This is a genomic window from Brasilonema bromeliae SPC951 (genome assembly GCF_012912135.1).
GTDB lineage: Bacteria > Cyanobacteriota > Cyanobacteriia > Cyanobacteriales > Nostocaceae > Brasilonema > Brasilonema bromeliae.
The window spans coordinates 9,713-14,813 of the sequence record NZ_QMEB01000162.1 but is presented as its reverse complement, the minus strand read 5'-3'; the positions used below and the strand labels follow the sequence as shown (position 1 = coordinate 14,813).

3 protein-coding genes and 1 pseudogene are annotated in these 5,101 nt (G+C 42.1%); 1 reads left to right on the top strand and 3 read right to left on the bottom strand.

Annotation, left to right across the window (positions count from 1 at the left end; all coding sequences use genetic code 11):
* Positions 1 to 227: 227 nt before the first annotated feature.
* From DP116_RS19055 to DP116_RS19045, 3 genes are all read right to left on the bottom strand, one after another.
* Positions 228 to 1,211, bottom strand: a complete 984-nt coding sequence (locus tag DP116_RS19055) for an RpnC/YadD family protein (RefSeq protein ID WP_169156669.1) — start codon at positions 1,209 to 1,211, stop codon at positions 228 to 230.
* A gap of 203 nt (positions 1,212 to 1,414) precedes the next feature.
* Entirely contained in the window at positions 1,415 to 3,757 is a 2,343-nt protein-coding gene (gene pcrA / locus DP116_RS19050; RefSeq protein ID WP_169156668.1) for a DNA helicase PcrA, read from the bottom strand.
* A gap of 437 nt (positions 3,758 to 4,194) precedes the next feature.
* Positions 4,195 to 4,431: a hypothetical protein gene (locus DP116_RS19045; RefSeq protein ID WP_169156667.1), complete on the bottom strand. Its 237-nt coding sequence runs from the start codon at positions 4,429 to 4,431 to the stop codon at positions 4,195 to 4,197.
* Positions 4,432 to 4,813: 382 nt separating this feature from the next.
* Between DP116_RS19045 and DP116_RS29500 the strand changes: the two are divergent.
* Positions 4,814 to 5,101: pseudogene (locus DP116_RS29500) on the top strand (metal ABC transporter substrate-binding protein); the annotation flags it as partial.

The following is a 5,101-nucleotide window of genomic DNA, read 5'->3' as shown; positions in this document are numbered from 1 at the left end:
TTCTGCCGTCTGCCTTCTGCCTTGCTGTTGTGCATTTTTAATGCACAACAGCTTAGCGCAGCTTCATCAAAGGGGTGTTTATAAACCCTACGTTTCATGCTAATTATTGAAAATAAGAGCGATAGCTTCGCTGCTGCGCTCCTTTGCAGATCGCTTCACAGCATGACTTCGTGTTTGAGCGATTGCAAGGGAAAGCAGAGCAAGCGGGCGTATCGCCATCCTCCAAACTACTCACTTACTGGTAGATAAACTTGTCGCAATTGTTCTACTGTAGCCACAGTTTCTATAGCATCCAAAATAGTTGACAACAAATCAACATCCCCAATAGATTCAATTTCCGGTAACAAACTTTGACCAGACTCTCCAAATTTGAGTTTTAATCCCAAAGAAATACCTTTTATTAACCCTTGCTTAATACCTTGCTCAATACCTTGCTCAATACCTTGCTCAATACCTTTTTCAATTCCAATACGCTCAACACTGGTAACATAACGCATACGAATAGTCTCCTCATATTCGCGAAACTCTTGCCAAAATTCCTTCTCTAGCTCAGATGGTAACGTCAACATCCAGTCGATAAACTGAAATAAATTAATAATATTTTCCCTTTCAAAACCCTGTTCATACAACCTTCTAGTCAAAGCCAACTTTTGCTGCTTACGCTCTAACCGATTATTGCGAGTTTCTAAAGCAGCTAGATGAGCCATGACCACCGTCGCAAATGGGTTACGACTTGCTAATAACTCAGCTTGTCGTTGCTTATAGTCTAACAACTTGACAATTGGAAACTGAAAATCAACCCGACAACCAAACAAATCATAACCAAACTGATTTGGTCGCCAGTTAATACCCTCATCACCCAATACTGCGATTGATGCTACCGAGCGATTATATCGATCAAATATGCGATAGTTATAACTATACATCCGTCGAGAAAAATCAGATTCTTCTTGGGCTTGTACCTCAACATGCACAAGTATCCAAGATTCCTCGCCACCAAGGCGATAAATTTTTACCAATTTATCAACCAATCGCTTCCCTAGTTCTGCATCTCGAATGACTTGCTGTAACTCTTTATCTAAAAATTCCGGTTTTCGTGTCCAGTCTATTTCCTCATGTGCTTGAGGAAAAAAGAACAACATGAATTCTTCAAAATATAGTTGTAAAATGTCTTTCCAAGGTGAATCAAATTCTGTTTGAGGGTTGGTCATCTGATTTCAGATTTTGGATTGCTTCGCTGATTGAATCTGGGAGCTTCCTGTAGCGATCGCTTAATAATAAGGCTGTAAGGGAAATGCACTAACCACGGGTAGGAAAAATGCGTTGATTTTCTTATTCTTTTATTCCCCTACACCCTCACAGAGTTACACCCCTAATTCTTTCCCCTATACCCCTACACCCTTAGCTTTGGTCATCACTCCATCCGTTGCAACTGTGCAACTCTTGGATCGATAATTTTTTGCCCCAAACTATCAAATTTAATCGCCAAAGAAACTTTATTTCCCGAACCAAAAATGTGAGTAATCTCTCCAATACCAAAGGTTTTGTGCAGAACTTTTTCGCCGACTTGCCAACTAGCAGTAGTATCTTGGTTTCGTTTGGTTGTACGTTGGGCTGTGCTACCACCAGTACCTTTTGTATAAGCAACACTGCTTTTTTGTCGAGTCATTAATAATTCTTCGGGTAATTCGTCGAGAAATTGCGATCGCAAAGCAGGTTCCCGAGAACCATAAAGGCGGCGTTCGCGGGCGTGGCTTAAATACAGCCGTTCTTGGGCGCGAGTAATCCCCACGTAGCACAACCGACGTTCTTCTTCCAAAGATGCTGGATCGTTCATTGAACGGTAGTTAGGAAATAGTCCTTGTTCCATCCCCACCAAGAACACAACAGGAAACTCCAGCCCCTTGGAGGCGTGTAAAGTTAACAGCGAGACTGCTGATTGTCCTTCTTTTAAGTTATCCAAATCGGAACTGAGGGCGGTACTGGAAAGAAAGGCTTGCAGGTTTAGATCTTCGTTCTCTTCTTCAAATTGCAGCGCAGCGTTGAATAGTTCTTGGACGTTTTGCAACCTGTCTTCTGCTTCATCTGTACTTTGCGTTTCCAAGTCTTTGATGTATCCAGAGTCTTCCAGCACCCTTTGCACAAGTTCGGAAACTGGAACCGTCTCTATTTGTTCTTGTAAATGACGAATCATCTGGGCAAAAGCATTAACAGCTTTGGCAGAACGTCCGGCTAATGTATTTACTGATGTCTCATCAATCAGTATTTCCCACAGGGTTGTGCCTAATTCTTGAGCGGCGTTTACCAGTCCGTCGATGGTGGCTTTACCAATTCCGCGCCGGGGAGTATTGATCACTCGCAATAAACTGAGTGTATCAGATGGGTTGGCGATCGCCCGCAAGTAACCCAGGACATCTTTAATTTCTTTGCGATCGTAAAACTTTATCCCTCCCACAACTGTGTAGGGAATTCCTAATCGCACCAATAATTCTTCAAACGGTCGAGATTGAGCGTTGGTACGATAAAGTATGGCAAAACTTCCCCAATTCAATTCTGGATGCTGATTCTCCAAAGAGCGAATTTGGTTAATGACAAAATCTGCTTCTGCAATTTCATCATCTGCTTTGTGAGAAAAAATCTCTTCTCCTGCACCTCTTGTTGCTTTAAGAATTTTATCAATACGTTGGGTGTTATTTTCAATCAGTTCGTTTGCTGCTTGTAGAATATTTTCACAAGAGCGATAATTCTCCTCCAACTTCACCATCGTGCGCGTGTCTTCGTCTGGTAAGCCGTCGCCAAAATCTTGCTGAAAGTCTAACAAGATGGTGAAGTCTGCCATTCTAAATGAGTAAATCGATTGGTCTGCATCACCAACCACGAAAGTAGAACGATTTGTCCAGTCCCAATCACTCTTTTTGGTTTCGCCATTCGTCGTCAACAGGCGGATGAGTTCGTATTGGGTGCGGTTCGTATCCTGATATTCATCTACCAGGATATGGCGAAATTTATTATGCCAATAACCTAAGACTTGCTCATTCTGCTGAAACAATTTTACAGGAACGAGGATAAGATCATCAAAGTCAAGGGCGTTGTTCTGTGCAAGTCGGCTTTGATAGTGATTGTAAACTTCTGCTATCACCCGTCCGCGATAATTGGGTTGTTCTATCTCAAATTCTTTGGGTGATAAGCCTTGGTTTTTGGCGTTACTAATTGCGTAGCGCACAGAACGGGGTTCAAATTTTTTATCGTCCAGATTAAGCTGTTTGGTGACGATTTCTTTCACAAGACTTTGGGCGTCGGACTCATCAAAGATGGAAAAATTCCGCGTCCATTGGCGTCCTTTTTCGTCTTTGTATTTTTCGATATCAAAGCGGAGAACGCGAGAAAGGAGACTGTGGAAAGTACCGCACCACATTTCTTTTATGTAATTTTTCCAGACTTTCGACTTGAGCTTAGTTTGGTCGTATTCTGGCAACAAATCAAAGCGCTCATTGTATTCTGTGATTGCTAGGCGATCGGCAAATAACTTTTGAATACGTTCTTTCATTTCCCGTGCGGCTTTGTTGGTGAAAGTTACCGCTAGGATATTTTCTGGATCGACACGATGCTGCAAAATAAGATTAGCAATGCGATAAGTCAGCGCTCGTGTTTTGCCGGAACCCGCACCAGCAACAACGAGCAAGGGACCGCAGTGATGTTCAACAGCGCGACGTTGACTGGGGTTGAGATGACTGAGGAAGTCTGTGGTTGTTGTCATGGGTGTGAGGGAGCAGCAGGTATCGAATAAGTGACATTATATAGATAGTAGCTATTGCTAAGGCTACACTATCTTAGCGAACGAGAGTCAATATATAGCAGTCCTATCTGATTTCTGAAAATTATTAACCGCCTTAGCGAAGCGTGTCCGCAGGACATAGACGAGCCAGTGCGAAGGGAAACGCTCCGCCGACTTGAAGCACCTGGCGTGCCAAGAACGCCAAGAAAAGAGAGAACAGAGAATTGAGCGCTAAGGCGCACGCTTCGCGTTGGCGGAGCCTGTCCGCAGGACTTACACAAATGATTTAGGATTGCTATATTAAGCCTCACGTCATCGCTGAATGGAACTTTATTTTAGAAGCTTTATTTGTATCAGGCTTTTCGTGAAATGGTATTACACCCTCACACCCCTACACCCTTAGCTTTGGTCAAGTACAATCATTGCAAAAATTCCCAATCTTCTAAAGCGACTGGTTCTGTTGGATCATCGTATCGGATAACTTTACCGCGCAATGAATAACGATTTTTCTCTGATTTTGGATTCACTGCATTTTGAGGTTGTGGAGTTTTTGCTTGTAGGATAATTACTTCCACAGTATCTCCCGCATGAAAAGGTAAACCCTGTAGCGTCATTCCATCTTCAGTTAAAACTGTTTCTATTTTGTGAGCGTTCATAGTCGAGTCATTAATAATTGTTCGGGTAATTCGTCGAGAAACTGCGATCGCTTTCCCCTAATCGTTGATTCATTGGACATTCGTGGAAAACACATACATATACCCATCCGCAGCGATGAATTAATTTGCAATACTTGTGACGCACTGGACTAACCTTGCCTTTTGGTGTCCTCATTTAGCATAACTTTCATTTTTATCTCATATTATTTTCAGAAATAACAAAAGTTCATATTTTTCTCAGAAGAAGTCTATGGATAAACCTTGAATTTCCTTGATTTGCTGGAATGAAAACCAAAATATGATATGTGTTTTTTCATTTTTGTTTCATTTTTAGTCACCCTATGGTAAAGTTCATTAAAAATGATAAGATTATGAAAAAAAAATGATAAAAAATATCAACAATTTCAAGGTACGACTGCTGCAGCATGTACCCTCGTTGGTTGTTGCATCTGGGCTGCTATTGGGACTTTGGATGAGTGGATGTAGTCCCACGCCTTCTGATCAACAGTCGCAGGTAAATGCTACGCCAGAGACAACCAATGGAGTGAATCCGGCGAAAAAAGACAAAAAGGTAATTTTAACGACCTTCACAGTGATTGCGGATATGGCGCGAAACGTGGCGGGTGATAAGGCAGTTGTGGAATCAATTGTCAAGCCGGGTTCGGAAATT

Bases quoted from the DNA above. Each gene is read 5' to 3' on its own strand.
- DP116_RS19055 (WP_169156669.1), bottom strand. From the start codon at position 1,211: ATGACCAACCCTCAAACAGAATTTGATTCACCTTGGAAAGACATTTTA.
- pcrA (WP_169156668.1), bottom strand. From the start codon at position 3,757: ATGACAACAACCACAGACTTCCTCAGTCATCTCAACCCCAGTCAACGT.
- DP116_RS19045 (WP_169156667.1), bottom strand. From the start codon at position 4,431: ATGAACGCTCACAAAATAGAAACAGTTTTAACTGAAGATGGAATGACG.